At 46.5% G+C, this 26,736-nt stretch carries 27 protein-coding genes; 8 read left to right on the top strand and 19 right to left on the bottom strand.

All coding sequences use genetic code 11. From position 1 onward, the window contains the following. Nucleotides 1–9 precede the first annotated feature (9 nt). The 4 genes from fabD to PDUR_RS13570 are packed head-to-tail and all read right to left on the bottom strand — an operon-like array spanning nucleotide 10 to nucleotide 4,783. Nucleotides 10–2,373, bottom strand: a complete 2,364-nt coding sequence (gene fabD / locus PDUR_RS13585; RefSeq protein ID WP_042206742.1) for an ACP S-malonyltransferase — start codon at nucleotides 2,371–2,373, stop codon at nucleotides 10–12. A 15-nt stretch (nucleotides 2,374–2,388) separates the two neighbouring features. Further along, a complete protein-coding gene (locus PDUR_RS13580) occupies nucleotides 2,389–3,351 on the bottom strand; it encodes an acyltransferase domain-containing protein (RefSeq protein ID WP_042206741.1) in 963 nt (320 codons plus the stop codon). 26 nt (nucleotides 3,352–3,377) lie between these two features. Continuing rightward, entirely contained in the window at nucleotides 3,378–4,055 is a 678-nt protein-coding gene (locus tag PDUR_RS13575) for an MBL fold metallo-hydrolase (protein WP_042206740.1), read from the bottom strand. Continuing rightward, a complete protein-coding gene (locus PDUR_RS13570) occupies nucleotides 4,052–4,783 on the bottom strand; it encodes a 4'-phosphopantetheinyl transferase family protein (protein ID WP_156130457.1) in 732 nt (243 codons plus the stop codon). The genes PDUR_RS13575 and PDUR_RS13570 overlap by 4 nt, the downstream gene beginning before the upstream one ends. 681 nt (nucleotides 4,784–5,464) lie before the next feature. On the opposite strand from PDUR_RS13570, the gene loaP reads away from it, so the two are divergent. Further along, on the top strand, nucleotides 5,465–6,001 hold the full coding sequence (gene loaP, locus PDUR_RS13565; protein WP_042206739.1) for an antiterminator LoaP: 537 nt from the start codon (nucleotides 5,465–5,467) through the stop codon (nucleotides 5,999–6,001). A gap of 103 nt (nucleotides 6,002–6,104) precedes the next feature. On the opposite strand, the gene PDUR_RS13560 is transcribed toward loaP, so the two are convergent. The 3 genes from PDUR_RS13560 to PDUR_RS28770 all read right to left on the bottom strand — a co-directional run bounded on the left by PDUR_RS13560 (nucleotide 6,105) and on the right by PDUR_RS28770 (nucleotide 8,569). Next, nucleotides 6,105–6,899 (bottom strand): SDR family NAD(P)-dependent oxidoreductase, encoded by a 795-nt coding sequence (locus PDUR_RS13560; protein ID WP_042206738.1) that lies wholly within the window; start codon nucleotides 6,897–6,899, stop codon nucleotides 6,105–6,107. Between the two features lie 211 nt (nucleotides 6,900–7,110). Continuing rightward, nucleotides 7,111–8,118, bottom strand: coding sequence for an AraC family transcriptional regulator (locus PDUR_RS13555; RefSeq protein WP_042206737.1), 1,008 nt, complete (start codon nucleotides 8,116–8,118; stop codon nucleotides 7,111–7,113). Between the two features lie 166 nt (nucleotides 8,119–8,284). Continuing rightward, nucleotides 8,285–8,569, bottom strand: coding sequence for a hypothetical protein (locus PDUR_RS28770; protein ID WP_156130455.1), 285 nt, complete (start codon nucleotides 8,567–8,569; stop codon nucleotides 8,285–8,287). Nucleotides 8,570–8,949: 380 nt separating this feature from the next. Between PDUR_RS28770 and PDUR_RS13550 the strand changes: the two genes are divergently transcribed. The 5 genes from PDUR_RS13550 to PDUR_RS13535 all read left to right on the top strand — a co-directional run bounded on the left by PDUR_RS13550 (nucleotide 8,950) and on the right by PDUR_RS13535 (nucleotide 12,510). Next, nucleotides 8,950–10,158, top strand: a complete 1,209-nt coding sequence (locus tag PDUR_RS13550) for an RNA-guided endonuclease TnpB family protein (protein WP_233277373.1) — start codon at nucleotides 8,950–8,952, stop codon at nucleotides 10,156–10,158. 196 nt (nucleotides 10,159–10,354) lie between these two features. Then, nucleotides 10,355–10,483, top strand: coding sequence for a hypothetical protein (locus tag PDUR_RS30085; protein ID WP_269079186.1), 129 nt, complete (start codon nucleotides 10,355–10,357; stop codon nucleotides 10,481–10,483). A gap of 132 nt (nucleotides 10,484–10,615) precedes the next feature. Beyond that, nucleotides 10,616–11,065, top strand: coding sequence for a MarR family winged helix-turn-helix transcriptional regulator (locus PDUR_RS13545; protein ID WP_042206736.1), 450 nt, complete (start codon nucleotides 10,616–10,618; stop codon nucleotides 11,063–11,065). 86 nt (nucleotides 11,066–11,151) lie between these two features. Further along, nucleotides 11,152–11,970: an arsenite methyltransferase gene (locus PDUR_RS13540; protein WP_042206735.1), complete on the top strand. Its 819-nt coding sequence runs from the start codon at nucleotides 11,152–11,154 to the stop codon at nucleotides 11,968–11,970. Between the two features lie 33 nt (nucleotides 11,971–12,003). Then, nucleotides 12,004–12,510, top strand: a complete 507-nt coding sequence (locus PDUR_RS13535; protein WP_156130706.1) for an arsinothricin resistance N-acetyltransferase ArsN1 family A — start codon at nucleotides 12,004–12,006, stop codon at nucleotides 12,508–12,510. A gap of 92 nt (nucleotides 12,511–12,602) precedes the next feature. Here the strand turns inward: PDUR_RS13535 and PDUR_RS13530 are convergent, their stop codons facing one another. Then, on the bottom strand, nucleotides 12,603–13,118 hold the full coding sequence (locus PDUR_RS13530; RefSeq protein ID WP_042206733.1) for a DinB family protein: 516 nt from the start codon (nucleotides 13,116–13,118) through the stop codon (nucleotides 12,603–12,605). Nucleotides 13,119–13,152: 34 nt separating this feature from the next. Beyond that, nucleotides 13,153–14,160, bottom strand: a complete 1,008-nt coding sequence (locus tag PDUR_RS13525; protein WP_042206732.1) for a 1-aminocyclopropane-1-carboxylate deaminase/D-cysteine desulfhydrase — start codon at nucleotides 14,158–14,160, stop codon at nucleotides 13,153–13,155. Between the two features lie 177 nt (nucleotides 14,161–14,337). Here PDUR_RS13525 and PDUR_RS13520 point away from each other — a divergent pair, with 177 nt between their 5' ends. Then, nucleotides 14,338–14,928, top strand: coding sequence for a CGNR zinc finger domain-containing protein (locus PDUR_RS13520; RefSeq protein ID WP_042206731.1), 591 nt, complete (start codon nucleotides 14,338–14,340; stop codon nucleotides 14,926–14,928). Between the two features lie 59 nt (nucleotides 14,929–14,987). On the opposite strand, the gene PDUR_RS13515 is transcribed toward PDUR_RS13520, so the two are convergent. The 3 genes from PDUR_RS13515 to cooS are packed head-to-tail and all read right to left on the bottom strand — an operon-like array spanning nucleotide 14,988 to nucleotide 19,263. Then, nucleotides 14,988–16,436 (bottom strand): serine hydrolase domain-containing protein, encoded by a 1,449-nt coding sequence (locus PDUR_RS13515; protein WP_407944233.1) that lies wholly within the window; start codon nucleotides 16,434–16,436, stop codon nucleotides 14,988–14,990. Between the two features lie 54 nt (nucleotides 16,437–16,490). Further along, nucleotides 16,491–17,312 (bottom strand): ATP-binding protein, encoded by an 822-nt coding sequence (locus PDUR_RS13510; protein ID WP_042206729.1) that lies wholly within the window; start codon nucleotides 17,310–17,312, stop codon nucleotides 16,491–16,493. Nucleotides 17,313–17,334: 22 nt separating this feature from the next. Next, on the bottom strand, nucleotides 17,335–19,263 hold the full coding sequence (gene cooS, locus PDUR_RS13505) for an anaerobic carbon-monoxide dehydrogenase catalytic subunit (RefSeq protein WP_218918402.1): 1,929 nt from the start codon (nucleotides 19,261–19,263) through the stop codon (nucleotides 17,335–17,337). 282 nt (nucleotides 19,264–19,545) lie between these two features. Here cooS and PDUR_RS13500 point away from each other — a divergent pair, with 282 nt between their 5' ends. Then, nucleotides 19,546–20,724 carry a macrolide family glycosyltransferase gene (locus PDUR_RS13500; protein ID WP_042206727.1) on the top strand — a complete coding sequence of 393 codons (1,179 nt, stop codon included), beginning with the start codon at nucleotides 19,546–19,548 and terminating at the stop codon, nucleotides 20,722–20,724. A gap of 39 nt (nucleotides 20,725–20,763) precedes the next feature. On the opposite strand, the gene PDUR_RS13495 is transcribed toward PDUR_RS13500, so the two are convergent. The 7 genes from PDUR_RS13495 to PDUR_RS13465 are packed head-to-tail and all read right to left on the bottom strand — an operon-like array spanning nucleotide 20,764 to nucleotide 26,726. Continuing rightward, nucleotides 20,764–21,168: a hypothetical protein gene (locus PDUR_RS13495; protein ID WP_042206726.1), complete on the bottom strand. Its 405-nt coding sequence runs from the start codon at nucleotides 21,166–21,168 to the stop codon at nucleotides 20,764–20,766. A 26-nt stretch (nucleotides 21,169–21,194) separates the two neighbouring features. After that, entirely contained in the window at nucleotides 21,195–22,142 is a 948-nt protein-coding gene (locus PDUR_RS13490) for a 3-oxoacyl-[acyl-carrier-protein] synthase III C-terminal domain-containing protein (protein ID WP_042206725.1), read from the bottom strand. Nucleotides 22,143–22,146: 4 nt separating this feature from the next. Next, nucleotides 22,147–23,100 (bottom strand): class I SAM-dependent methyltransferase, encoded by a 954-nt coding sequence (locus tag PDUR_RS13485; RefSeq protein WP_042206724.1) that lies wholly within the window; start codon nucleotides 23,098–23,100, stop codon nucleotides 22,147–22,149. Between the two features lie 13 nt (nucleotides 23,101–23,113). After that, nucleotides 23,114–24,088: a class I SAM-dependent methyltransferase gene (locus PDUR_RS13480; protein ID WP_052410215.1), complete on the bottom strand. Its 975-nt coding sequence runs from the start codon at nucleotides 24,086–24,088 to the stop codon at nucleotides 23,114–23,116. Between the two features lie 20 nt (nucleotides 24,089–24,108). Then, entirely contained in the window at nucleotides 24,109–24,921 is an 813-nt protein-coding gene (locus PDUR_RS13475) for an ABC transporter permease (protein WP_042206723.1), read from the bottom strand. Nucleotides 24,922–24,924: 3 nt separating this feature from the next. Further along, entirely contained in the window at nucleotides 24,925–25,734 is an 810-nt protein-coding gene (locus PDUR_RS13470) for an ABC transporter permease (protein ID WP_042206722.1), read from the bottom strand. Next, nucleotides 25,731–26,726 (bottom strand): ABC transporter ATP-binding protein, encoded by a 996-nt coding sequence (locus tag PDUR_RS13465; RefSeq protein WP_042206721.1) that lies wholly within the window; start codon nucleotides 26,724–26,726, stop codon nucleotides 25,731–25,733. Before PDUR_RS13465 ends, PDUR_RS13470 begins: the two co-directional genes overlap by 4 nt. Nucleotides 26,727–26,736 lie beyond the last annotated feature (10 nt).

The following is a 26,736-nucleotide window of genomic DNA, read 5'->3' as shown; positions in this document are numbered from 1 at the left end:
TCCATTTAATTAAAATTTAGTAGACACTTGTTCAAGACTGTTCGTGTTTCTCCACTGAAAACGCTCATTCAGCAGGCTGGCCGCATCGGTCATGATCTTCTCTCCAATGGCCCAGGCATGCCGCTGGCGCCAATCCTCCAAAGGAGTTCCCTTCACCCAATGATTAAATGCACCAAGCGCGGAACCGCTGTAAATCTGAAAATCCACTTTCCGTTCTTTGAACCCCTTTAAAGCCAACTGATAGCTGCCGCTCAAATACGAGCGGAACAACAGGGCCATCTTAACCTTCGGGTTTTGTTCCGCTTTGGCAATTTCGTCCGGTTCGAGCTGCAATTTGAGTTCTTGATAAGCGGCTGAGAAACTTTTCTTAAAATACTTATCTTCGAGTTGTGACCTTAAAGAGTCACTGATCTCCTCCAAAGCGCCGAATTGCCGGTAAGTCTCATACAGCTTGTTAGCCCGGACAGGAAAGAACACTCCCTTTTTGACAACCTGCACTCTGGCTCCGATCTCGAACATATGCTCCGAAGGGGCGTACCCGGTGTCCTGCACACTAATTTGCTGCAAAATATCTTTGACCAGTTCACTCGTATTGGCTTCCACCGTACATTGATTAATCGATCCCGTCACAATAAAATCGGCACCGAGCACGAATGCCGCTGCCGCTGCTTCCGGCGTCCCTAATCCTCCGCCGAGTCCTATTCTAACTCTCTTCTTGTAACCGAATTTGCGCTGTGCATCCCTGGCCAGCTTCAAGATTAGCGGGAAAATCGCCAGTGCCGTGCCCTGATCGGTATATCCTCCGCAATCGCCCAGCACACATAGATCATCAATCATAGGGATTTCATATGACAACTGTGCTTCCTCGGCGGTGATCCATTGCTCCTCCAGCAGTTTATCCACCACGTTCCTTGGGGGAGGGCTCAGATAAATCTCTGCAATCTCGGGCCGTGAAGCCTTGAGCAGAATTCTCCGGGCCGGAACAACCCGGCCTGCGGAATCTCTTCTGAGGCCTTGAACTCTGAACTTAACCAATGCGGCACTTAGACTAATGTAGCTGGAAGCCTCGATACTCTGAACCCCTTGGTTGATCAACAGCTCCAGCAGTTGCTCCTCACGTCTCGGGTTGCTGTATTCATACATTACATTGACGGCAAACGGATGCCGGCCGCCCAGCTCTTGTCTCAAATAATCAAGCGACGCTCTGATCTCATCCAATTTCAGCCCTTCCGTACCGAGACAGCTCATCATGCCATGCTTGCTCATTGCCACAACAAACTCCTTGGAAGAAATTCCCCGGCCCATGGCTCCAATCCAATAAGCGTATTTCAATTGGTAATCCTCTTTAAATTCCGTACTGCCGAGCTGGTCCGTCAACAAATCTTGGGCAGCTGCGGGCGCGGAAGCAAGCGGACTGCTGTCAGTCTGGATTTGGTCCTGAGCCTGAACCCGGGCTTCAGGTTCAATTCCTTCGGCGGTCTTCTTCGGTTCATTAACGACCATTGGCTCAACAACGACCAGTGGCTCCGCATCCCGTTGGATCGTCTTCACAAGCCCATCCATCACATGACCCGGCCCGACCTGCTTATACTCCATCTCCCCTTTTCCCATGAGGTAGCGGATGCTTTCCGTCCACTTCACAGAGCTTGTAATCTGATCCGCCAGAATGCTTTTGACAGATTCATCAATATAAGGTCTGGCAAGAACATTAGAAATGACAGGGATTTTAAGCGGAGAGAAAGAAAACCCTGCTAGATAATCTTTGAATTCCAATTTCACCGATTCCATATACCGGGAATGAAACGCTCCGCTTACCGCCAGGATAACATAGTTGTAAGCGCCTGCATTTTCAAACACCTCTTTAGCCTGCTCAATATCAGCTTGAGGACCGGATATCACAATTTGCTTCGGTGTATTCAGATTGGCAATATCAATTCGATTAAATCTCTCATCCTGCAAAATAGCATGAACCGCCTCTTCTTCAAGACCCAGTACAGCAGCCATTCCGCCGCCTGAGACGGTACCCATCAGCCTCCCTCTTCTTTGGACAAGCTGGAGCCCGGTGGCAAAATCAAAGGCTTCCGCTGCGAACAAAGCATTGTATTCTCCCAAGCTATGGCCCGCGAGGTAGTCGGGCTTAATCCCCGTCTCTCTTAGAACTTGCAGGTAACTCAAGGCATTCACGACATATAGGGCAGGCTGGGTATACTGGGTAAGTCCCAATTTCCGCTCCGGGTCTTCCAGGCATAACTGTTGTAGAGAATAGCCCAGAATGTCATCCGCGGTCTCAACATATTCTTTGAAGTTCTCAAATAATTCCTCTCCCATGCCCTTGAACTGAGAGCCTTGACCGGGGAACAGATACGTTGTCATACGTCACCTCATTATCTAATTTTTGGATAACATCAGCGTCTTCTTCAGAGTGTCTATGTTAAATTCACGGCTGAACGGTGTTAATATCGTATGCGGCTGCGACACAGAAGCTTGTGACAGGTTGTACTTGACCATTGTAGCGAGGGTGCCGGAAGGGCCCGTATCAACGTACAAGTGCGGAGCAGACTGCTCCAGGCCGGATATAGCCTCACGGAACAGAATAGGATATCGGATTACATTCCAGAAATAAGCTTCCGGCAGCCGGGAGATTTCTTTTCCATACAAGCTGGATATAAAAGAGATCTGAGGCGCTTGAAAGCTCATAGAGCTTAAATACATTTTGTACCTGGAACCGGCCCCGTTGAGCATTGGAGAATGAAAGGCATACCGCACTGGCAGCTTAACGGAGAGGATATGGCGCTTATCCAACTCATGCACCACTTTTTCCAGATCGCCTGTACTGCCCGATATGACAAAATGCATGTTGTAATTTTCTGATACCAAGCTGCATTTTTCATGAATATACGGTATTTGGCTGAACAGCCCGGGATCACCGATAATAGCCAGCATTCCCCCTTGTTCGCAGCCCTCTTCGATATACCGGACTTGAGCTACAAGCATATCTACGGCCTGCTCCACTGTAATCATCCCTGCGACTGCCGCCGCGGCGAACTCTCCCAGACTTGTTCCCAGCACATACTCCGGAATGATCCCTTCATCCATCAAAGTGCGCGCAAGGGCGTATTCCACCATGAATATGGATAGATGGGTTAACGGTAAATGATCAAATACCTCTGTGGCCTTCCGGCCAGTATCATACAGTTCATGCAGCAGACTGAAACCCATGTGCTGCTGAACCTGCTCATCGAGCATGTGCATATAGCTTCTGAATGTAGAATTCCCCTGAAACAAATGGTTGCCCATTTGGTAATATTGAGAACCTTGACCTGAGAACAGGAATACGATGGACGGATTCACGGTTTCCTCTCCTATCTGTTGCCCGCTTATTTAAAGCTGAAAATATTTTTCTGATTTGCACGCATGCGAAAATCCACAAAATGGCTTTTTTTATAAATCTGAAAATAAATATTATCTTCTTTAAGACTGCCGAGGGTATGACCCGCGCTTTTGCCGAACGAATGCCCTGGGTATATTTTCACATGATCAGGCACATAGCTCTTAATCATTTGTATGCTCTCATACATGTCGGAAGGTGAGCCTCCCGGGCAATTGCAGATGCCGCAGCCTTCAATAAATACCGTATCCCCGGAAAACATACTGTCTGTCAGCAGGTAGCAGGTGCTGCCCGCCGTATGTCCTGGAGTTAACAGGCATTCTATGACGGTATCCCCGATACTGATGTGGTCCATGTGCTGGAAACCGATGAGATTGGGACTTTGATAGTGATAATAGTCAATTTCGATGTTCGACATATACACCTTGGGCTGATACAAATTTATCAAGGGCTGGACAAGATTCACATGATCATCGTGAGAATGTGTCAACAATATCGAGGACACTTCAACGTTCAACCTCTTCAGCAGGTCCGTGAATTTCCTGATTTCCCAAGCTGGATCTACAATTCCCGCATATCTGGTGGCCTTATCTACAATAATGTAGCTGTAGTTGAGAAAATGAAAAAAACCTGTTTTGAGCTCATGAATCTCATAGCCATTATTCAAACAAAACCGCCCCCCTTACCTTCTATTACCATTAACTTCTCATCGTTCCATCCTGTCAATGAATACTCGCAATCTTTCTTATAAGGAAATGCTATAGAAAAGATATAGTCGTTATAGTGATGAGAAATTACTCGAAAATGCGGGAAATGGCTAAAGTTCACTTCATAGCCACTGTCTGCGACGATAATCTGTTTAACCTCCAATATTTCAAGGTCCAAAGTAAATCCAGTCCGGATAGCTTTCGACAATGCTTCCTTGGCTGTCCACAGTAGGGTTAAACTGACTTCCTGTGCTATAGGCAGCAGAACAAGCAACTCTTGTTCCCTAACAGAAATCGTCTTATACAGTAATGACGAGTTCGCAGCATTGACAACTTCGATATCAACCCCGGTGGGACAGTCCTCAAAAAAAGAAATGGCAGCTCCCAGTAAGCCTGAATGGCTTATCGAGACCTGCACACCTCTTTCTAGCGGATAGCCGACGATCATCGGTTGTCCGAAGAATCCATTTTCTATTCTGATGTATTTCACATTTATGTTTCCTAAGAGCGAGGATATCGCATACTTGGCTGCATATCTGCCAATGAGATAGCTTTGCGCCTTTTTGGGAAAAGTGAGCTGCCGATAATAGCTAAGTTCTTGAGGATGCAATGTATTCTCAGCGTCCTTGCCCGAAATATCTGCGAAATCGGTGATTACCAAGCAAGCATTGTATATACGGTCATCCAACCTAATTCGTAATTCCTGGACATAGCCATCTGAAAAAAGGACTTTTTTTGTCAGACCGTTCACTCCTCTAAATAAAAAAATTAACCTTCCGTTTACAGTTTGTTTACAATTGTAAATATTTTACATATTTTCGGACGGTTCATCACCATTCGTGCTTCGAAATACACGCATTTTGAATCATATGTACTTTAAGACGGAGCTAACGTGCCGAAACAGCGATTAGTCAATCTGAAAGATTGGAATAGGAATATATATAAATAAGTATTATTACCTAAATATCCAATAGGTCCTATACATGTTTATATATTAAATATTTAAAATGATTTTTATTATGATAAAAATCACATTTTTTTGGTGCTTGTGTTGTGAATAGTGTTAATGATTTTACTGGTATAACAACGCATTCATATCCGGTAAATTGTAATGTTTAGTAATTTTAGTGATTTTAGTGATTTTGACACTTGATTTACAGTCGATATTTGACATATATTTCATCTAAACCATGTAATTCTCTTAATAAATCCCATGTATGATATGTTAATAGTTATTTCTTACCACTAAGCACACTATCAAACACAGCATTCGTCCTCTTGATTCACTTCTCCTCTTTGTTCAGACAGCAAAGTATTCAATGGACTCAAATCTGCTTCAAAGCTCACCAAAAATATTGAGGTGTTGAGAATGGTTAATTGGTATGCCTTGTTTGTCGAAAGTGGTAAAGAAGATCTCGTGCAGAAGCATCTCCATTTGAAATTCGATCAATGTGCATTGCAAACCCTGGTTCCCAGAAGAAAAATTACGGAGAAGAAACAAGGCATAGTTAAACATGTGTTCAAAAAAATGTTTCCGGGGTATGTTTTTATTCAAACGGAAATGGACAGTGTCATTTACAATGACATTAAAAGCACTCCACGGATATTCACGCTGGTTAACATCGGTAAATATTACGAAGGTAAGGAAACCCATTTTTCAAGCATTGCTCTTGAAGAAATGGACGTGATATTAAAGCTGGTCGGCCCCGGAGGGTGCATTGATTACTCTACCGTTCACGTCGACAAGGACTCCAAGGTCTCTGTTATTTCAGGCCCTCTCAAGGGCTTTGAAGGCATCATTAAAAAGATTGACAAGCATAAAAACAGGGCAAAAATCGTAATTAACTTGCTCAATCAGAATCTGACCGTTGATGTAGGCATAGAAGTCCTTCGTGAAGTATTATAAAGGTCATGCCTAATTAAATTCATCCTGAATTTCGAAAGCCTTTAGTCACAAGGCTCGACCTAACAACAGGCACCATCGACCAATATTTGAAATAGAAAAAGTGTTAAAAAATAGTCGGTACCATTCCCCCATCTATACGGATTGGAGAACCTTTAAATGCGGATGCATAAGGACTACATACAAATGCAGCTAGTCTACCTATTTCAATAGGCTTGATAAATCGCTGTATTTCAGATTGAGGTAGGTTTGTAGTCATAAATTCTTTCTCTTTTTCTGAAAAAATCATATCTTCATTAGGGTACATACCCTCAATTATTTGATGCACATTTTCAGAGAGTGTTGGTCCTGGCATGATCGTATTGACTGTAACTTCTGTTCCTTTTGTTAATTTAGATAAGCTTTTTGACAATGATAATAGCATTGATTTTGTCATACAATACTGAGGCATTTGTCCTGAAGGCATAATGGCTTCTTCACTCGCAATAAAGATAATGCGGCCATAATCATTTTTCAACATTTTAGGTAAATAAAATTTAGATAATCCATTTGCAGCAAGAACATTAGTACGGAAATATTTTTCCCATACTTCATCGTCAACGTCCTCATATTGCATGATTTCATAAATACCCATGTTATTAACTAAAATATCAACATTGGGATATTTTTCAAATAAAGCTTCTCTTTGCCCAATATCCACAATATCGGCTGTAGCATTTTGAGGAGAGGTAGCCGGGAAATCTGACTTAATTTCATTTACGGTTCGTTCTACCTCTTCATAATTTCGTCCATTAATTAGTACATTAACACCTTCTTTGGCAAGTTCAATAGCAATTGCTTTACCTATACCTTTCGTTGATCCTGTAACTAAAGCTGTTTTATTGTTTAATCCCATATCCATATTACATTTCTCCTTTTCTTCAAAACTATGTCATGATCAGCTCCCCTTTAAAATCGCCCCTTTCATTCGTTTGTCATTCACGGCAAGCTGATTAGTAGTCATTTTTAAAAGAGTCTTGTGCTCCGGATAGTGATTATATTACTTTGTCTGGATTGTTCAGTAACTAGCATATTGCGCCAAAGTTCTTGTTTAACACGCCAAATGATGAAACTCAGGGAATTCTATTAATGAAACGCCAATTTGAAGGAGTATCACCTTCCCAAAGGCGGAAGGCGCGGTAGAACGAGTTCTGGTCTTCATATCCAATCAAGAAAGCCACTTCTTTAATATCGAGCGAGGGGTCTGCCAAGTACTCTCGTGCCTGCTCATGTCTAGCTTGTGTCAACAGATGCTTGAAGCTCGTGTTTTCGGCAGTAAGCCGGCGCTGCAAGGTACGATCGCTCATACTGAGCTCCTTCGCGACAGCCTGAATGCCGGGGCGCCCTCCTGTGAGGCTGCGTTTCATGATCCATTTGACCTTCTCGGTAATTGAGCAGCTGCGCTGCTGTTCATTGAGCGATCGGTCAAGAACGGGAGTCAGGATCTCCAGCAACTCTTCGTTGTACGAGACAAAGGGGCGGTCCAGATCTCTTCGATGTAGCGTCAACCGGTTACATTTTGCACCAATCCGGATACGGCAGCCGAAGTAAGCTTCAAGGGCCTGTACATCGCCCATTGAGTGCGAAAATTCGACGAACCGCGCCGTCAAAGGTTGACCTGTGCCCCGGCGCCCAAGCTCCAGAAGACATGCCAGCGTGATACCAACCAGCATCGGCGGACCGGGTTGATCGGTATACAGCCATTCCAGTTCGATTGTACAGTGCTCGCCATCCTCGGTGATACGTAAGCTTTCGGGGGGACACAGTTGTTTGTACCGAGCCATTCGGTTTAGAGCGTCGCGGTAGTCACGAGCGTGGTAAGTCGCTAAGACGGTCGGTGGGTACTTCGCTGTTTCAAAGACGGTCGCAAGCTCGATGATTCCTTTGGCAGTGTCACCAATGAGATCGGAATAAGCCTGCCAGATCGCGAAATATTGGGCGGTGGTGACTACTGGTTCAGTAATAATGGTGAGCGGCAGTCGTGCTTTGCGAGCTACGTCGTGGGCGGCAATCCCTAATTGACGTAATCCTGCCCAAAATCCTGGCGGGATTTTAATACGGTCAGAGGTATGAGACTTCATACATATGGGCCTCCTTTAGCTGCTTACATATTCATTAGTGGAGCTGTTGCAGAATCCTGCCCGTTCGCGGAACGCGGAACGGGCTGCCGATCAATCTCTCGGCAGCCTCGTGATGTAGTTTATTGAGCTTTCGTTTTCCGTTAGCGCAACGTTCATTCACCAATTATTAAGATGTCGATGTAGTCGTTCTATGTGTTTCTAAATTCTTATTCGTTAACTCCTTATAAATAGCAACTGCAAACAATACAACACCAATAACCATGAACAAAATGCTTATTATATAGGGTACTCTAAGCATCGTTGCATCCAAAGCCAATGAGAATTTTCCAGGAGGATCGCTCCATCCCGTCATATGTGGAACGTAGTCTGCAATTGCCCAATATACCATACCAAATAGTAAGGTTCCGGCTAATAAGAAAGTTGATCCAGCTATTAGGAATGATCTTCTCATGACTCCCCACCTCTGTCCGTTTATAATGGTTAACTCACCTTCATTACGAATAATCCAATATTACCATAATACAGTGGTTTATTACTCCGTTATCCTGGCCATTAGCGTAATGAGGCTGCCGATCGATTCCCGGCAGCCTCGTGATGTAGTTTGTTGAGCTCTCGTTTCCCGTTTGTTGAATGTTGCTAATGTAATTGAACTCCATAAATCGTCAGTCTTCGATTTATTTTTGGGGTCTAGCCGCAAAACATTCATTCCCTTCTATGTCTCAATACATGACCTACGAAATAATCTCCTTCCTGTTCAGTTTCACACTCGCTTAACAAACATATGTTCTTGTGTTATGCTAAATCCATCAAACTGCGATGGAGGCGTATCTCATGAAGGTGGTTAAAACACTCAAACATCCAAGCACGTCTCACCACCGCATGCTGGATGCGACTCTCCATGTGTATCAAGAGGCGCTGTCGTTTTTGATTACGGTCATTCAAGAGCAGTTTATAGCCTTGGCATCGTTATCCACCCAAGCGGTGGTGACGGCGGTAGAACGGCTGACTCACCGTACCAAGCACAATCCCAATCCGTTCTACGCCGAATTCGATCAACGCTTTTATAAGTTTCCTTCGTACTTCCGCAGAAGTGCCATTGCGGAAGCGTTTGGCATTGTAAAAAGCCATCAATCCCGTTTTCAGCTTTGGCAAGCCGAGCGGCAACACGCCCAGCAAGAAGGGAAACGCTTTTCGAAGAAACCGCCGGCACTCCAAGCTCAGCATCAGGCGTTCCCTTGCTTCTACAAAGGCAATATGTTCATTCGAACCTCCAATAGGGCAGCCAAGATCAAGGTATTTCATCAAGGCGATTGGATCTGGCTCCCCATTACCTTTAAGGGACAAGACCTATTTAAACGTAACGTGTGGAGCATGAAAGAATGCAGCCCCACATTGGTTCGAAAAGGAAAACGCTATGCCCTTCATATCGCCTATGAGGGAGATGTAAAGTTGACCCAGACGGAACGTTCCAAGCAGCGGGTGTGTGCCGTTGATTTGGGATTAACGAATTCCGCAGTCTGTTCCGTGATGGACGCAAGCGGCACTGTCTTGGCGAGGACATTTATCAACCAAGCCAAAGAAAAAGACCGAATGCGCCAAATCACAGGCAAATTAAAACAAGCCCAGCGTCAATCAACTCTAGGCGCAAAACCGAATTTCTGGCGGCGGATGAACGGCTTACAGACGCATATCGTCCACGATACCGCGCATCAAATCCTCTCCTTTGCCCAAAAGCACAACGCAGATGTCATTGTTATGGAGTATTTAGGCAAGATGCGTCTGCCTAAAGGAACGTGGGGAGCTAAGCGGCTTCGTGCCAAACTCCAGTTTTGGGCGAAACAGCGCATCCAAACGAAAATGACTGAAATGGCGCATTTTCTAGGGATGCGGGTTTCCATGGTCAACCCTGTGAATACAAGTGCGCTTGCTTTTGACGGCAGTGGATTTGTACAACGAAACACGAAGCGGGATGTTGCTGTATTCGCAACAGGCAAAACGTATCACGCGGACCTTAATGCCTCGTATAACATCGGCGCATGATACGTGCTACGTAATATACAAAAAGCCACATCTGAAAAGATGTGGTTGTCCTTGGAGGCAAAAGACCCTTCATTGGCAAAACGAACGTATTGGACGTTGGCTTCCCTCATTCGGGTGCAACAGGCATTGAGCCTTTAGATCATGAAGCTCGCAGCGTGTGCAACCCTGTATCGATGCCAACAGAAGCCCCCACTTCATGCGTAAGCTAAGTGGGGGAGAGTTCACTCAGGCGAGATATTCGTTAACCCAGGCTGCTAAATTAACCACGAATCCGAAGGTTTTGGACGATATTGCAGCTGTCACACTCTCTGCGCTTGATCATTAATGGAGCGGTATTGGACGTTATATAATTTCATTTGCCAACTATAGTATCATGCAATAATTAGCAGAAAAAATAAGATTTTTACTTGCAATATGCAAATTAATGAGTTATAACTAAATCATGAGGTGAGAGAAAATGGAAAGTGCACGAGAATTATTTCAAATCATGACCCGTCGATTTGGTCTGCTCAATAAATATTGCTGCTCGGTTGGCGGCTGTGATATCTCTTTAGCCCAAAGTCACTTACTTTATGAAATTGATCAACGGCATAAGCCTTCCATGCAGCAGGTTGCAGAAGCGCTGGGAACGGAAATAACGACTTTTAGCCGGCAGGTACAATCGCTCATAAATATGAACTTGGTTAATAAAACGTCTGATCCTAACGATCGGAGGGTGTATACCCTCTCCCTGACCACGGAAGGCAAAATGATAGCTGGCATGATTGATCAACAAATGAATGATTATCTGGATGAAGTCTTCTCGTACATGACGGAGTTTGAGAAAGAAACCGTATTGCGCTCGGTAAAGCTTTTTAATGAGGCTATGGGGAAATCAAGCAGATGCTGCGCACCTGTAACAGGGTGACTTCTCTTGTTTTATAATTGCAAAATGCAAGTTTTTAGAGGGAAGCTCTAAACACTTGGAAAATTCCCCAAAAGGAGTGTTATCCCATGACCAATCTTACGAATGACCAAATCCGCCAAAACGTTAGAAGCCGGTATCAACAGATCGCTGTACGAAAAATCGGATCAAGTTCTTCATGCTGTTCCACAGAAAGTCCTAATAGTACAGCCAGTTGCTGCGATAACCCTACAGATTTTAATGCGATCTCAAGTAAACTCGGTTATTCCATGGAGGAATTAGCTGCCGTACCCGAAGGTGCAAATCTTGGTCTAGGGTGCGGCAACCCGCAAGTCATAGCCGAGCTCCAAGCAGGCGAAACGGTTCTCGATCTGGGCAGCGGCGGCGGATTTGACTGCTTTCTGGCCTCTCGTCAGGTTGGCGAAACCGGTCATGTTATCGGTGTGGATATGACTCCCGAAATGATCAGCCGTGCTCGGGAGAATGTCGCTAAGGGCCATTTTACGAATACGGAATTCCGTTTGGGTGAGATTGAATTTTTACCTGTGGCTGATGATACGGTAAATGTGATTATTTCCAACTGTGTCATTAACCTCTCCCCCGACAAACAGCAGGTGTTCCATGAAGCATACCGCGTTCTCCAGCCAGGCGGCCGCCTCGCTATTTCAGATATCGTGACGACTGCTGAGCTTCCTCAAGAAATTCAGAATGATCTTGATCAACTATACTCCGGTTGTATTTCGGGCGCTTCATCGATAAGCGCTCTGGAAATTATGCTTAAGCAAAGCGGATTTACCGACATCTCCATCGAGCCTAAAGATGAATCCAAAGCTTTTATTAAAGACTGGGTTCCCGGCGCCAACATTGACAATTACATTGTGTCCGCAGTGATCAAGGCGACCAAATAATACTTAGGTCTGATCCATGGAGGGAAAATAATGATATCCACACTTACGGTTCGGCAAGCTGTTTCAGACGATATTGCCCATATCCTTCGTATTTACAACCAAGGCATTGAGGATCGTATAGCCACACTCGAAACGGATGCCAAAGACATGGGTTACATGGAATCCTGGTTCCAAGACCATCAAGGAAGATACCCTGTATTAGTCGCTGAAAGGGATGATCAGATACTTGGATGGGCTTCCCTCAATCCGTATTCTCATCGCTGTGCTTACAACGGTGTAGCAGACCTATCCATTTACATTGGCCGTGAATCACGGGGACAGGGGGTTGGCAGTACTCTCCTTCAGGCATTGGAAAATGAAGCCACAGAAAAAGATTTCTATAAGATCGTATTATTTACATTTCCATTTAATCAACAAGGCCAAGGGCTATACCGGAAAATGGGATATCGCGAAGTGGGTGTTTTTGAAAAGCAAGGAATTATTGATAATGAGTATATCGATGTCATGATCATGGAGAAGTTACTTGATAAACACGATTGAGCACAAAAAAGCGGAATCCAGTTGTAAAGCTCTGGATTCCGTTTTTTATAAATTCTTTCTTTAACCATATTTCATAATTCATAATATGTAAGTCAATTTTCTGCATGAACTTCCCAAAGGCGGTTAATTCTATCCAGTTGCCCCAGTGTGTAAGCAATATGGCAAAGGTCATGAACCAGTACCCAGACAGAAGTACGTCCTTCCGGAGGAACTTCTCCCCAGCACAAGACACCTCGGCTTAAATCAATAGGAGCAGGCAATAAATTGGTTTCGGTCAAATTATCAAACGTTTCTGTCAGGCGGTTTTTCGTATCTTCTAACAGTTTTTCCAGCTCTTTATGATCCCCCTGAACACCGAATTCATTAGCACGAACTCGATCCGTTGGAACTCCCCCTACCACGTCTCCAATCCAATAGGCGGCTGATCCTAGCAAGTGGTATGTCAAGACAAAGGGACTGTTCTTCATTTGATTCGGTGTCCAATTAAGCGCCTCAGGAGGAAGATTTCGAACAATTTTAAATACGTCATCCAATAGTCCTTCTGCAATCACCTTTAAATCTTTACCCACTTCAATGCTGATGGTAGATTGTACATTTTCATTCGGCATAGGTGTGTCCACTCCTCAATTTATGAATGATGAATTACAGAATGGCGTAGTCATAGTTAAATAGTAAAGGAAACCCGCCGGTGTGAATAAAAATAACCGCATCATACTTAGACAATTGTCCATGCTGCCCCATGTGAACCAAAGCCGCCATGGCTTTGCCTGTGTAAACCGGATCCAGGAAAATCCCTTCTGATCGCGCGGTTTGATGAATGGCGTTACGGCATGCCTCGGTAATATCAGCGTATCTGGACCCAATAAAGCCATCTTCGATCCACACTTGTCCCTCGTCTATCGTCTGCTCATACCCGGCTAGACTTAATGTTTCTGTAGCAATTCTGGCCGTTTTTTCTATCTTGATATCCGTATTCCCGCTTACACTTACACCCAAAATCTCAAATAAGTTATTCGAAATAATACTTGCACCCGCGATCAATCCTGCATGAGTACCGCAAGTTCCAGTCGCAACTACAATAAGAATTCGTTTGGCATTCATCTGCATGGAGCTGATCTGCTGAACTAACTCCTTAACTGCCAAGATATAACCAACTGTCCCGAGCGCATCCGTCCCTCCTTCCGGAATAATGTAAGGGGTCCCGCCTTGGTTTGTTATGGACTTAGCGACTTGAACCATCGTTTCATTAATAACCTCCAAAGGCGGGCGGCCAGCTGGCGGGCTTACGAAGGTGAGTTCCGAATCCATCAAGTGATCCAAGTACAAATTCCCACGGCGTTGCTTGTCAGGTTGACCGCTTAATACCAAATGAGGCTGGAGTCCGAGCCTTCGAGCAGCAGCAGCGGTTAGCTGGGCATGATTGGATTGTATAGCTCCTGTCGTAATAATGTGGGTTGCTCCGTCATTAATGGCTTGCCCTAATTGAAATTCAAGCTTTCTTGCTTTATTCCCCCCTCCTCCAAGGCCAGTCATATCTTCCCTTTTGATATACAACCGGCAGCCTAATTGCCTAGATAGCTGATCGGCGGGCTGTAAAGGAGTCGGCCATGATCCTAACATGACGCGAGGCAGAGCCAAGATATTATTCATTTCATGTTCCCCTCTTCTCTCCGGGCTTTTCCTGTTCAACGTAACTCATTATAATTTCGGTTAAACTAACCTGTCAATACTATATTATATGGTTAGTTAATGGCCTTCATCTTTTAAATTAACCCTTTATTCATGTATAATGGAGTTAGAAAACGCAACGAAAGGTGATCCGATTCAATGGCCGTTCAAGAAAAATTTCAGTTTCTTTCAGACTCTTTATCTTTGAATTTGGTTAATACAGAGGAAAATCGAAGAGGAAAAAGACATGATCTGCTGGGAACCGAACAGCAAGTTTATTCTTGGCTTGAACATATGTTCTCCGAGCAGGTCATTCATACCGAACAGTTTTCACACAACGATCATGTCAATCTCTCACAAGAATCCGTATTTGCTCTTAAAGAGCTTAGGGGTCTTTTGCGAAAGGGCTTCGAGGATGTGATAGATGGACAATTAGTGGACGAGCATTGGATACATTCGTTGGAGAAATATATCCATAATGCTCCTTTCACCTTTGCGATCAAGGAAAATAAGCTCTTACCCATTCCCTGCGGACCCTATGAAAATGCGCTTCTCTCCCTGATTGCTTATGATGCACTGGAATTGCTGACTCACGGCAAGCTTGCCACTCTTCATCGATGCTCCAATCCCAAATGTTTATGGATGTTTATGGATGCCACAGGAAAACGCAAGTGGTGCTCGATGAAAATATGCGGAAACCGTATGAAAGCAGCACGCCACAAGGATCGCTCATACGACGAAGAAACGTAAAAAAAGAGCCACCACTTTTTGAGTGATGCCTCTCCGTTTGGAATTCTAGAGTTCCTATTCTAATGTCTCTTAGTAAACACGAGCAATGATCCAAACATAAAATAGATGACACCTACGGCAAAGACACTATAAAGAGCGAGCGAGATCGTAGTTGGGGCCCATACTTTAATAAATGCCCAAGGCAATCCACCAAGAAAAATTTTCGGAATCATGATCATAAATGTCATACTTGCTGCAACGATCAATGTATGCAATACGAATAGCGATAGTCTTTTTCCATTTAATGAAGTCCAATTCCGTTGTTTTCGTGCCAACTTCCTCATGATTCTTAGCAAGAATAACATGAACAATACGACGATACACCCGATGAATATACATGTGGTCGTCAAGATTTGATCTAACTTTTGGTAGCTGTCGCTATGATTATTGGTTACGCTCTTCCCCTCCCACAGATCCATCACTCCTTTGCCTATGGAGGTGGTAAAGCTCGTTTTCATATTAGCCAAAATGGCTACCCCCAATTGTTCATCGGGCTGCATTATGAAAAAAGACGAAAATGTCGGGTTCTCTCCGTCATGAAGTATATATTTCTTATCGTTTTCTTGCAGGATTCCCCATCCGTACGCGTAGTGGGTATTTTCACCGAAAGGCTTTACGGTCTGATCAGGGATATGTGAATCATATATTAGCTGTTTGTCAATAGAATGGCTCGGATCGATTCCTAACTGAAGGTTCATCCATTTCGCTATATCATTCGTATTGCTGATAATATATCCTGCTGGAATATTCCCCCGATAAACAGGCGGAGTGTACTTTTGCGCTTTCGTAAATCCTATTTTATATCCGGCAGCCATCTCAACGGACTGTACTTGATGTAGCCCAACAAACGAATCTTTCATTCCGATCGGTTCCAAAATATGCTGCTTCATATAAACATCATAAGGCTTCTTCGTTACAATCTCGATCACCAGTCCTAATACGTCGTAATTGATTGTCGCGTATTCGAAAGAGCTGCCCGGCTTACGATTGAGCTGCTGGCTCTGTAATCTTTTTACGGTTAGCTCAAGGGCATTATCCGCATTAGTCTCAGGAATGAGCGCTATTGAATTGAAAGCTATTCCGCTCGTATGATGAAGCAACTGATTTAAAGTGATCGTTTGTGGCGCCCCATTATAAGTTAATTTCAACCATGGTATATACTTCTGGACATCATCGCTACGTTTTAACAACCCCTCTTTTTCCAATTGCAAAATCGCTAAAGCGGTGAAAGCTTTGGTTGTTGAACCTAATTCAAATAAAGTATTACCAGTCACCGGTTTTTTCTGCTTTACATCGGCGTAACCGAAACCTTTCTGATATACCGTTTTCCCCTTCTCCACAATAACTACCGATATCCCTGGAATTTTACTCATGCTTCTTTGTTCTTCAACAAACTGTTCGATCTTTTGTATTTTTTCATTTGATACAGCGCTAGCTTTTATCGGTGAAAAACCGCTAACCGTCATCATAATAACGATCACCACTAGCATGCCAATTTTTATAGATGATTTCATAAACGATACTTAACCGATCTGAACGCTTTTTTGAGTACCGCTCATCGCTTCCAGCAGCTGGTCCAGCATTTGCTCGAAACAAGCTATGAGCCCATCGTCCAAAGCGCTGTATACCGCCGTACCTTCTCGATCAGCGGATACAAAGTCCGGATGATATGGAATGCTGCCAAGTAAAGTCACTCGTTCATCCTCGGAAAAAGACACATCGGTGCTGCTTAGTCCCTCCATCCATTTGTTTTGAATCAAATAAAATTGTTCGATGCCAATATCCTTCGCCAACCGAATGACGGATTTTGCCGTCTCCAGGCTTCGGCTTCCCGGCTCAATTACGAGAATCAGCGCATCCACGTTTTTGGCGGTCGAACGCCCAAGATGCTCCAGCCCTGCTTCAAAATCAATAATCACCGCGTCGTTTTCCTCGGTCATCAGGTAATTGAGCAGGGTTTTCAGCAGCGTACTCTGCGGACAGGCGCAGCCGGCGCCGCCTTTGGACGCTCCGCCCATTTGCAACAGCCTAATGCCGTCTTTGCTCACAACATATTCCTCAGGAATATCATCGACTTTCGGGTTTAACGAGAACCAACTGCCGCTGACGCCCGGCTCGCCTCCGGTCTTCTTCTTGATCAAATCCCGGTCATCGGCGATGGTACGGACTTCCGACAGTTCTTCTCTGCTGAATCCAAGCGCCATTCCCAAATTGGCATCCTGGTCTGCGTCAATGGCAAGCACCCGGTGCCCTTTCTTTCGAAGCAAATGAGAGAACATCGCGGCAACCGTTGTTTTCCCCACGCCGCCTTTGCCTGAAACTGCGATTTTTAAGGTCTGGCTCATTTTTCTTCCCCTCCCTTATCTTTCAGATTCCTAGTGCTTTGCGTTTCATATCAATCCGTTCCAACAGCATTGCCGCCGCTTTAACGGGGTCACTTTCAACAATCAGCTTCCCTCCGAACAGACCATCCATCGTAATGCCTTTGTCCTCGCGGCTTCCGGTGAGTGTCCGGGTAACCAGATTCGAGCCTGACACCTGCGGGTCCACGCCGACATGAACATCCACACCATGTGCAATAAAATAAGTTCCGATTGTAAGCGCCTTTGGACTATGCGTTTCCGGACAACTGCCGACTGCGGGAAGGCTTGAAACAGGAACATCCAGTTCATCCGCAATCGCCGACAGCAAATCCAGCGGTCTGGAGTTATCCACGCAGCTGCCCATATGAAGAGCCGGCGGAAGTGCGGATAAGCCCGCATGCTGTCCCAATTGCCGCAGTAAAGCCTTCAAACTGTCGCCGCACGCTTCAAGCCCGTCTTCATTCATCAGCCCGTATTTCGCTAACGAATGTGCGGCGCAGCCTGTAGTCACGATCAGCACATTGTTTTTGAGCAGCTCCCTTGCAACGGTAACGTTGCCTATATCTTGCGGCTCCCGCGGGTTGGTACACCCGATCACTGCGGCAACTCCGCGGATGGTCCCGTCTTTGATCGCGTCAATCAGCGGCTGTAAAGGCTTGTCCGCGTTGATTTTTGCGGTCACTTCACAAATCTGTTCGACGGAAAATCCGGCATGGGCCTCCACCGAACCGCCTGGAATGACTACTTTTGCCGGGTCCCGTTTTGCAAAATTGCGGATCGCTCGCTCTACGATTTCCCTGGCCGCATCATCCGCGTATTCCGGTTCAAAGTTAACGTGCGTTGCACCTGAAATTTTAACATGCGGTATCGTTGTGATGATTTCGGTATGATAACATTCCGCCACCTGCTGGATTCCCGGCATGATACACTGGATATCGACAACCATCGCTTCGAGCGCGCCTGTCACAATAACCAGCTCCTGGGAAGAAAAACTGGAAGCGGCATGCACCCCCTGACGCATTAACAGCTCATTCCCCGTGCAGCAGACGCCGACAATATTGATCCCTTCCGCACCGACGGTCAGTGCTTTACGCTCAAGTATCCGCGCCCATTCCACAATTTTCTCCGACAGCAGTGGAATATGACCATGCACCGCGATATTGATCTGCTTCTCATCGAGCACCGCAAGGGAGTAATTGAATTTGACCGCTTTCGGAGTCCCGAACAAAATATCCTGCAGATCGGAAGACAAATGCAGTCCGCTGTAGCCGTCCACCAGCCCCATTGTAACCGAGCCCAGCAGCAGGTTAACCGGATCGGCATCGCCGCCCATGGCGTTTCGAGTGACCGCTTTTGCGATTTCCAGGTGGGCATTTACCGGCGTGATGCCAAGCTTATCCCAAATTTCCCGCGACTTTTGGTGACCCCGGTATTCAATCCAGTTCATCACGCCTTCATGCTTTTGAAAATCCTCAAGCGCCGCAAGCGCTACAGCCTTGGCAACCTCGTTAATCGATTTCCCTTCCGTCTCCAAGTTCAAACCTTTCGCGACCCGCATCAATTTGCCGACATCCCGGATCACATACGGAGCTTTCCCTTCTGCCGTCTTCAGCAAAGCCATTGCGACTTCTCTGCCGTGCTCGGCATGGCCCGACGCTCCTTGAATCATCGTGTTCAGGAGACTTCGCGCGACTAATGTATCTGCATCCGAACCGCAAACTCCGCGCCTCGGCCCGCTTCCGTTCGGTACAATCCGGCAGGGTCCTTCCAGGCAGGAACGGCAGCAGAGGCCGGCCGACCCAAACGGACACCTCGCCGCCGTCTGATCGGCACGATCAAAGGCCGTTTCGATCCCCCTGCTTCTCGCAACCGCCAGCATTTGCTGAACCTGAGTATCCTTGGAGACCTCTTCCGGTTCTCTTATTTTAGCCACCTTATCCATCCTCTCTCTTTTAGAACGAATTCAAATCAACTATATTCTAATGTATTGCTCTATTGTAATCTATTGGAATTGTAACACCGGAACGTATGGCTGTCGATTCCATTGGACATAGAAAAGCCTGACGCATGCAGCATTGGAAGCTTCAATTAGGGATCACCGACTATACTTCGTACTCAGCGAAAGCTTTATAAAAATAATAATCTATGGTAAGGTAAATAATGTAAATCATCCCTTTGGTTTACTTAATATGATTTAAGGAGTGAACAACTGACAATGAACATATTAATGGTTAATTTTCCTGCCGAGGGGCATGTAAACCCTACCTTGGGTATTGTAAAAGCATTTGCTGATCGGGGAGACAACGTGCACTATATTACTACTGAAAAGTTCAAGGAAAGACTGGAAGGAGTTGGGGCGATCGTACATCTTCATTCTGATTTGCTTAGAAAAGCATCCATTGATCCTTTTACTGCTTCCGGATTGAACACTTTTATAAACATCCATATTCAAACATCACTTGATATACTTGAAATCACCAAGAAGTTATCGGAAACTACTAACTTCGACTTTGTTATTTATGATAAATTTGGTGCTGGGGAGTTGGTGAGGGATTATTTACATATTCCAAGTGTCTCTTCATCCGCATCATTTTTAATGCCCGAGAAAGAATTCAACCATATGCTTGGCCCGGATTCGTTCCAGCCTGACGAGAATGCTGAACAATTACTTGATCAAATGAAGGCGGAATATGGTGTTTTGCCCAAGAATATGCTTCAGTTCATGAATAATTCCGGTGAAATAAATATTGTATACACAAGCCGATATTTCCAGCCTGACAGTAACCTTTTCGGGGAGGAATATGTTTTTATCGGTCCAAGCTTTCCACAAAGGAAAACAACGAATCACTTCTCTCTCGAAGCGTTAAAAGATCACAAGGTGCTTTATATTTCTATGGGAACCGTTTTGGATCAGGTCGAACCATTTTTCAATACTTGTATTGATGCGTTTTCTGATTTTGAGGGGAAAGTTGTAATCGCAGCCGGAGAAAAAGCTGATTTTTCCAAAATCAAGCAGCCGCCTGAAAATTTTATTATTTCTCCATATGTACCTCAATTGGATGTGTTAAACCTATCTGACGTTATTATTACACATGGTGGAATGAACAGCGTTAATGAAGCTATTCATTATAATGTACCCTTAGTCGTCATCCCCCATGACAAGGATCAACCAATGGTTGCCCAGCGATTGACTGAGCTTGGAGCTGGTTTCAGATTATCCAAAGATCATATCGACGCGCACGCTTTAAAGGATGCCGTAAATGAGGTCCTTTCTAATAGTACGTATAAAGAGGCGATACAAAAAATCAATGATAGTTTCCAAGAGTGCGGCGGGCCTGAAAAAGCCATTAAAGTCATTGATTCTTATTTGAAAAATGCGGCTGCGGGCAACTAGTCGGCAGCCGCTTCCCTTCGGTCATACTCCATCCTCATTTCATAAGGGCATAATCTCAATGATGGACAGCGGATTCTCTTGAACCGGCAGCGGCAAGCCGTTCTGGCCAAACTCTTCATCCGCCAGTATGCAAACTGCCCTTCGATATTCCCCGCCGGACATTAGCCATTCCAGCAGCGACAGCGCATGGGAGAATGCCTGGCTTCCGGAATGACCCAGTGTCAAGGGCAGCGTGTCGAGCAGATCAAGCGCTCTTCTGATTTTGGCGCAGTTTCGCTCGGCATGGGAAGTATTCGCGTGATGGCAAAGGACCAGCACATCCAGGTCTGTCAGCCATTGTCTGTTCGCTTCCATTTGAGCGATGGCTATGTCTACCAACGATTGATTTTCACCGCCTGACCTTGTACCCGAATAGAGAACATTAAACGTTAATTCCGTCTTCATCGTAATCCTAGCACCCTCATTCTCTATTACTCATATTTGTGCAAGGCACAGCCGTAATAGCCTCCGAAGCCTACGGTTACCGTCAAATAGAAGTCGCCTTTGTTCAAGGAACCGTTCCTGATCGCCTCGTTCACGTTGAGCAGAATGTCCGTATTATGAAGATGGCCCGCATGTCCAAGTGCCCCGGCATAAAATTTATCCAGGGGACAACCGATCGCCCGGGCAAGCGTACTCCAGGTGTTCAGACCCAGATTGGAGCAAAAAATAAGGCGGATCTCGTTCATGCTCATTCCCGCTTCCCGTAATACCTGCTTCACAACTTGACGAACAGCCAAATAAAAGGTTGAAAAGTACATTTTAATCCGTTCGGGACAATCATCGTATACCAAGCCGTCCACTTTGAGCCGAGTAGATAGCGTCCGCTGCCCTTCGGTACCGGACCCCCGGAATAGAGCGGCGCTTGCCGCATCCCCATAGAGCATATAGGAGTCGCTGCGGTGATGCGAGCTTATCGCTTTATCCGCAGCGACAAACAATACAGCGGCGTTGTTGTCCGTTTCAGCAGCCAAATAAGCTTTTGCCAAATTAAGCGATAGATGAATGGTGGCGCAGCCGTACTCCTCAGGCTGAATAACCGGCGTCTCACCATAGCCATATTCGCGGAGCAGCCCGGAGAACAGGCTCTGCGCCTGTTCTCCGGCGCTCGTGACACATGCGAAGAGAATCGCTCCGAGCCGTATTCCTTCCCGTCTTGCCTGGCTTAATATGGGCGCGCACACCCGGGCAATCATGTGCTCCAGACTTTCATCCCTTGCGACGGGAACATGCTCAAAGCCGCTGTCTCTGTACTCCGCCGCGCTTAAGCGGAAAGAAACGCCGTCTTCGTTGATTTCCTGGATGACTTGATCGATAGAAGGCCGGAATGAAGGAATATATACATGAATATCCGTAAGGGTCAACTGGGAGGCCGTCATCGCTTCACGCCTTCTTTGCCAGGTGCAGAATTTTGTACCTGCGCTTTCCCGCACGCATATCATCGTAAATCGGCGTTCCGGGAACGCCCATCGTCTCCCATACGGCGCTTTCCTTGCCAAGAGTATCGCCTAGAGCTGCGAGACGGCTGCCTCTGGCCAAATCGCTTGCGAGCAATACATGCTCGGAGATATCGCGGGATAGCGACACTTCAAAACCCAGCTCAAGCAAATACCTTTCGCCTTCCTCGAACTTATTCGCATCCAGATCATCCGCATATACGAACACGCCTCCCGCCTTCAGCACACGGAATACCTCATCATAGAAACGGTTGATCCGGGGATAAAGATCCGAGGATTCGATATTCAGCACAATATCGCAGCACGCATCAGGGATGGGGAGCTCTTCCGCGTCACCGACGCAAAACGTTGCCTGTTCATACCGGTTGCTAGCCGCACAGAAAGCGATATTCGCTTCCGTCAAATCAAGTCCCGCGACGGTGCGCGGCCCATAGCTTTTGCAGAGTGCCCTTACATTGCCTCCCCTGCCGCAGGCGATCTCCAGCACGTCCTTCCCCTGCACATCGACTCCGTTCAGGATCTCCTGCAGAAGCCGCAGCGATTGATGATTGACTCCTCTCGGCAAGCTGCTTGCCCCGCCGTTCTCATCGCTTGACTCGGCATACCCCCAATTGATAAAGGTGGAGAAGCGCGACACGCCGTTCTCCTCCAAGGCCTGGTTAAACGACGTAAACATCTCTTTAACCGCCACCTTCTGCACCTTATGCTCCACCGGTTCCTGTGCGTTACTCTCCAATAGCAGGTGTGGAATCGAGCCGCCCTGCAAGGGGTAGCTTGCCCCGCATGACGTACAGTCGAATGAAGCCGCCTTTTTCTTCAGTGTTAGCTTGCATCTCGGACATGCCCAGTTCATGCCAGTGATTGGCCAAGCACTGCTCACTGCTTCCCCCTCCTTAGCCATGGCTTGCCGCACCTTCGATGCCTACGGCATCTTTCACGAGATGAATAATTTTGAACACCCTGCGGCCGGCGATCATATCCGTGTGATTTTGCGTGCCGGGTGCCTCCAGCCATTCCATAACCCGTTTATCGCCTTCAAAGGAGCCTTCAAGCGCCTGCCGGCGGCTGCCCAGCGACTCGTCTCCCGATTGCAATATATTGCCGGTAATATCCCGGATAAATGCGGTGCGGAAGCCAAGTTTTTGCCACTGCGCTTCATAGCGCGGCAGGTCGGAAGCGCTCATAATATCCGCGTACATGAAGGTCCCTCCGGGCTTTAATACACGATAGGTCTCATCAAAAAAAAGCTCGATGTGCGGGTACAAATGCGAGGATTCAACGTTCAGCACATAGTCGCAGCTTTCCGTGCGGACAGGCAGCTGCTCCGCGTCGCCAATACAATAATAGGCTTGTTCATACCGGTTGTTTCCCTGGCAAAAATAAATATTGGACGGAGTCAGATCAATGCCGACCACGCTTCCGGCTCCATAGCTTTTGCACAGCTCGTTCACGTTGCCTCCCCGTCCGCAGCCGATTTCGAGAATATCCCTTCCTGAAATATCGAGCCCGCCTATGATTTCGCGGAGCAGCCGGATACTGCTTTGATTAATGCCCAGAAGCCCGCCCGATGGTTCGTTCTCGGGGGCGGCATACCCCCAGTTGATAAAGGTGGAAAATCTGGACAGCCGCTTCTCCTCAAGCGACCGGTTAATGGAATCGAACATGCCGATGATCGCTTCCTTCCGCGCCGCGCCCTCCGCAAGCTTCTCCGCAACGGGGCGGTCGATTAACATGCTCGCGACTCCATTTTCCCGTGCGTATTCGAGGCCGCAAGTCCCGCAGACCAAATGTCCGTCCGCCTCATGTAGAGCATTCTTGCACTCGGTGCATACCAGGGTAATGCCTGACAATGGCCAAGTCGTGTTCATATTAACATCTCCTCGTCGTTTTAGCCGCTTGCGCTGCTATAATTTTTGATCGCCTGTCTCCAAATCAAACGGACGCACACCAATAGAAGGATCGGGACGAGTGCGCCCCACAGCATAAGCCCTCCGTTCAGCCTCTCCATGACGCTAAGCGGAGCAAAATTCGTAATCACCAGAAAAGGCAGCACGTATACGCCGATCCTCTGAATCAGCCGGGGGTAGATCGGCATAGGCATATTGTTGGCATCCCAAATCGCATAAAATATGCCCGCAAGACCACCGGTGTTAACGAACCAAAAGGACAGAATGGCCGGAATGATCATCAGGCAGTAAGTAATGACCAAGGCCGACAGAAGGTACAACGCAAACAAGAACAGATGGTACGCGGTAACGGGAATCCCGAGCGCGCTCCAGCCTATCGAAACCATCGTGATGCCTGCGACAAGATTGGGAATCGGCATACCCAAATCGATATAACGGAGCGAGACCATAAACTGCAGGGAGATCGGCTTCACCATGAGCAGATCCAGCTCCCCCGTTCTCACATAGTCCGAAATACGGACGAAATTGGTGAAAAATAGGCCTGAATAAAGACCGGTCATCATCGTATACGTACCTACGAACATCAAAATCCCGTCTGGCGGTATATCGCCGATATGCAAATCGCTCTTATATACGACGACGACATACAGCAGCTTGGACAGCAGATAGGCGATTTCAACCGCGATGCCAAGTATAAAATTTGTGCGGTATTCCATTTGCGCGATAAAGCAGTTTTTAATGAATTGTAAATAAATGATGCCATAGGTTTTGAGCGTGCCGAGCCGCGTTTCCAACGATTAGCCCCCTAAACCGAGATACTTTTTAAAGCCGATCCGCCACACCAGCTTCGAAACGAGGAACATGACGCCGATCCAAAAGATTTGCATCAGCAGCCCTTCCGTGATCTCACTCATCATCAGTTTCCCATTGATCACATTGGACGGAAAATAAATTGTGTACTTAAAAGGAAGATAGTTCAGAAGGCTGCTCACCGCCTTGCCGAACACCTCAATCGGAAACACGCCTCCGCTCAAAATGATGACAAGCAGTCCGGTCATTTCGAAGAAATAAGAGATTTCGGACAGCCAAAAGGCGATTGCCGCAATCGTGTACGATATGAGAAAGTTCAAGATCAGCGACAAGGCCATCGCCGCCACAAAGTACACCAGGTTCACAAGCGGGATATGGATGCCGTACCGCCCGCCAAAATAAAAGATGACCAGAAACAAAACGACCAGCATAACCGTGAAAAAGAACAGCTTTTGCCCGAGCAAAGTAAACAGCTTCAGCCCAAAGTAACTGGCCGGCTGCACCAGAAATTTATTCAGGGCCCCGTCCTTAATGTCCGATGCGATGACATGATCCATATTGGTTGTTACAATTTTGGTTACAATTGCCGCCACAATCGTATACAGAATCATTTCTCCGTACGTATAGCCGAAAAATTGTCCTGAGCCTGAACGCCCGTAGACGGCGGTCCAAATATAATACTGGATCATAATCGGGAAGAACGCGCTGATCAGGGAAAAGGCAAAGTCAAGACGGTATTCCATCGAAGCCTGGACGCCCAGCTTGAAGACGCGTATATACTTTGGATAAATGCTCATACGGGCTGCGTCCTGTTATAAAGAGAGACGATCACTTCCTCGATGGGCTTCTCTTCAATTGTGATATCCTCGATCGGGAACAGGTCGAGCAGCTCTCTTGAAACCGGGTTAATCTGTTCCTTAGCGATTTCCAGCGTTGCCGCAAATTCGTCCGTTTGACGAACGGCCCCGAACGGCTCAAGCCTGGAAGCTTCAACGGATTGGCTGAATTTCAGCTTGACAATCTTGGTTTCATTTACCGCACCATGCACCTGATTCAAGTTGCCGTCGAAGACGAGACGGCCGTCGTTGATAATCAGGGTTCTTTTGCACAAATCCTCGACATCTTTCATATAGTGGCTCGTCAAAATAATCGTCGTCTTATAATACTCGTTGTAGTGCGCCAGAAACTCTCTTACTCTCTTCTGCGTAACGACATCAAGTCCGATGGTAGGCTCATCCAGAAACAGCAGCTCGGGCTTATGGATAAGCGCGGCGATCAGCTCCATCTTCATACGCTCGCCCAGCGACAGCCGCCGGACCTGGACATTCAGCACATGCTTCACATCCAGAAGTTCGACCAGCTCATCCAGCGTCCGCTTATAGGTCTGCTCCTCGACTTGATAGATGTACCGGTTCAGCAGAATCGACTCCGACGCGGGAAGATCCGGCCACAGCTGGCTTTTCTGGCCCATGACAATCGCGAAACGCTTCTTGAACTCCTTTTTCCGCTCATAAGGCTTAAATCCCAGTACGGAAAGGCTGCCGTCAGTTGGATGCAGGATGCCGGAGAGCATCTTTAACGTCGTTGTTTTGCCCGCACCGTTCGGACCGAGAAAGGCGACCATTTCGCCCTTGCCGATGGAGAAGGTGATGTCCTTTACCGCTTGCTTGGTTAAGGTTTTGCGGTGGATCAGATTTTTGAGGGAGTTCATCACTCCGACTTCCTTCGTATAGTAGGTAAAGCTTTTGGCTAATTGCTCAACCTTGATCGCTTCTTCCAATAGCCTCATCACCCTGCTC

Origin of the sequence: Paenibacillus durus, assembly GCF_000756615.1 — a bacterium.
Lineage (GTDB): Bacteria > Bacillota > Bacilli > Paenibacillales > Paenibacillaceae > Paenibacillus_AQ > Paenibacillus_AQ durus.
Note: the sequence above shows the minus strand (reverse complement) of the source record. Positions and strands in the feature narration are given on the sequence as shown.